Below are 2,841 nucleotides of genomic sequence, written 5' to 3' on the forward strand. Positions count from 1 at the left end.
CGTCTTCCAAGACTTTGTTGATTATGTGAATGCACAAAAGTGACGAATAGTTAGTGATTCGCTATAATGAAATCATTACAAAAATGAGGCGGTGACAATCATGTCATTATCACTAACAGATTTGCAACGCGAACAACCCCGTCAAGTGCCATTGGCCAACTGGCAGGATGTATTGCAAGCAGAACTTAATGCATTCGATACGGCTAGTTCAACAGTCGCTGGTATCGGTGACATTGCCAAGACAATTACCTTTGCGGTTGAGCGTTTCCACATTGCGTTTAATACGGACAATGTATTGACGTTCCGCACACTAAATGACACATACATTCTAGATGTTATCGGTGGATTGGTGTTATCACAATTGTTGGCACAACACTATATGGGAACAGTTTTGCCTACGGGTATTACAGAAAGTGACAACGGCGTCTTTGAGACGATGTCAGCCTGGTTAGCTGACATTGCAGCTGTTGTGAAGTAAATATGAGGTGAAAAAACGGCCCCAACATGCAGTGATGACTGCGTGTTGGGGCCGTTTTTTAGACTAATAAATTATTGTGAGTGTCGTGCTAGTGCACGAACATTGTAATAAAAATGAAGGTTAAATCCAAGGGAAATCAGGCTTAGTTGCCCCGTAAACGGCAAAGTCACGCTTTGATACTGTGGCCCAGTTTTGGTTGCCGTAGTCAAAATGCCACCACTCTTCGATATAATTCGTGAACCCGGCTTGTGTCATCACGTGATAGAGTAGGCGCCGATTTTCGCGGTACGTGATGGTGTCGTCGCTGTCAGGTGCTTTTTCATAATAATCCGTCCGGGCTCGTTCGCTGATGTCGTCAAACGGACTGCCCATTGGCAAGAACCGGCCTTTCTCGTCAACAATTGATAAATCAATTGATCCACCAGTATTATGTGGGGACGGTTTGGCCGGGTTAGTTGATGGTAATGCGACAATCCGCAAGGCGGCTTGAGTCACCTGTTGGTCATCAAAATCAGGATGATCACGTTTTACAAACGCTCGCATTTGATCAAAGAGGGCTTGTTGGGTGGCCATGTCGCGCCAGGCATCGAAAATGACAAATTTATAACCATAGGGGAGCAAATCGGCCGCTTCGTTGAGCTTGCGTTGCACCGTTTCACGGGCGAATAAGTCTGCTTTCGCACCAGGCAACTGCTGAATGAAATATTGGGGACTGATAACCATCTTTTCTGGCAAATAACTGAGCGAGACAAGCGGTTCAGCAACCGCTTTAATCGGGGTCGCCTGAATGTCATCCCAGCGCCATGTTTGCAGTGGGGTTTCGATTGCAATACCGGTAAATTCTAGCATGTGTATTTCCTCCGTATTGATAGGGCATGTTATGTTCACATTTTATTCAAAAATCGCAACTGGCATTCCACCCAATTACTGCTATAATATAAGTTACTTTGGGAAGAATGTGAGAATAATTAGTATGATTAAAAAAGATTTCATCCAACCGCTTAATCCAATTGTAACTAATTTGGCACCAGATGGCTTGTTGGATTTCCAACTTGCTGTCCGCGATATTCCAGATTTGGTACGATTAACGTTTGGAGAGCCTGGCTTTAATGTTGATGACGCCATCAAGGCCCGCATCATTCAGTCAGTTCAAGAAGATAACTCACATTACGCCGACTCACAGGGTGAACGTGATTTGCGAAACGCCGCTGTTGCGTACTTCAACAAGAAGTACGATTTGAACTATAGCGGTGAAGACAATATCATTGTAACAATTGGTGTGTCAGAAGCAATTAATGTGGTTTTCTTAACACTATTAAACGATAACGAAGGGGTTATCGTACCAGAACCTGCGTACCCACCATATTTTGCCTCGCTCGATTTGGCACATGGTAAGAAGGTATCAATCAATACGCGACCAACTGATTTCAAGTTGACACCGGATCAGGTTGACGAAGCGATGGAAAAAGCTAAGGTGCCGGTTAAGGCAATCCTGTTTAACTATCCGTCAAATCCAACTGGCGTAACGTATTCAGAGGATGAATTGCGGGCCTTGGCAGCGGTCTTTAAGAAGCACCGCCTGTGGGTGATTTCGGATGAAATTTACTCACAATTGACGTACGATCAAGCGCACGTCTCATTAGCCAGCTTGATTCCTGATCAAACAGTGTTGATTACAGGGCTCTCTAAGTCACACGCCATGACAGGGTATCGCATTGGCTTCATCTTGGGTGAAAAGGCCTTTATCGATGAAGCCCAAAAGGTGCACGGTGCATTGACATTCTCATTGCCAAAGGTGCTCCAAGATGGTGCCCTAGTGGCGGTGACCGATGCGGCTGAAGTGGCTGATGAAATGCGGGATGTTTACAAGCGTCGTCGTGATTGGTTGACGCCACAACTACAAGCACTAGGTTTTGAAGTGGTGAATCCGGAAGGGGCATTCTATATTTTCGCTAAAATTCCAGCGGATATGGGGTTGAGCGGCTTTGACTTTGCGGTCGATTTGGCTGAAAAGGCGAAGGTTGCGATTATTCCAGGGGATGCTTTCTCAGAATACACGCCAGAGTATGTGCGAATTTCGTACGCAGCCTCAGATGAGGATTTGGCAGAAGCCATGAAGCGTATGACGGCATATTTTGCCGAACGTCGTGGTGAATAATAACCATTTAAGCAGAACGCGATTCGTCGTGTTCTGCTTTTTAAAAGTGAGTGGTTAATGACATTACGTAAACGAACACTTATAATTTGTAGTAAGCAATTACTCTGTTACTTTCATATTTTATAGAGGACAAATTCATGAAGACACGTCAAACTTCGAGCCGTCATTTGGTATTGACGGCGTTGTTTATTGCCATTATTTTGTT

Annotated in this window: 3 protein-coding genes; 2 read left to right on the forward strand and 1 reads right to left on the reverse strand. The window is 44.7% G+C overall.

The annotated features are described in order from the left end of the window. Positions 1–100 precede the first annotated feature (100 nt). The gene (locus tag WEIDD23_RS09835) at positions 101–478 is read left to right on the forward strand and encodes a hypothetical protein (RefSeq protein ID WP_010370296.1); all 378 of its coding nucleotides are present in this window, start codon (positions 101–103) and stop codon (positions 476–478) included. 120 nt (positions 479–598) lie between these two features. Here the strand turns inward: WEIDD23_RS09835 and WEIDD23_RS09840 are convergent, their stop codons facing one another. After that, positions 599–1,327 (reverse strand): M15 family metallopeptidase, encoded by a 729-nt coding sequence (locus WEIDD23_RS09840; RefSeq protein WP_010370297.1) that lies wholly within the window; start codon positions 1,325–1,327, stop codon positions 599–601. A gap of 124 nt (positions 1,328–1,451) precedes the next feature. Between WEIDD23_RS09840 and WEIDD23_RS09845 the strand changes: the two genes are divergently transcribed. Next, complete coding sequence (locus WEIDD23_RS09845; protein WP_010370299.1) at positions 1,452–2,636, forward strand: aminotransferase class I/II-fold pyridoxal phosphate-dependent enzyme; 1,185 nt, start codon at positions 1,452–1,454, stop codon at positions 2,634–2,636. Positions 2,637–2,841: the final 205 nt, after the last annotated feature.

The sequence above is a fragment of the Weissella sp. DD23 genome, from assembly GCF_001579105.1.
Taxonomy (GTDB): Bacteria; Bacillota; Bacilli; order Lactobacillales; family Lactobacillaceae; genus Weissella; species Weissella cibaria.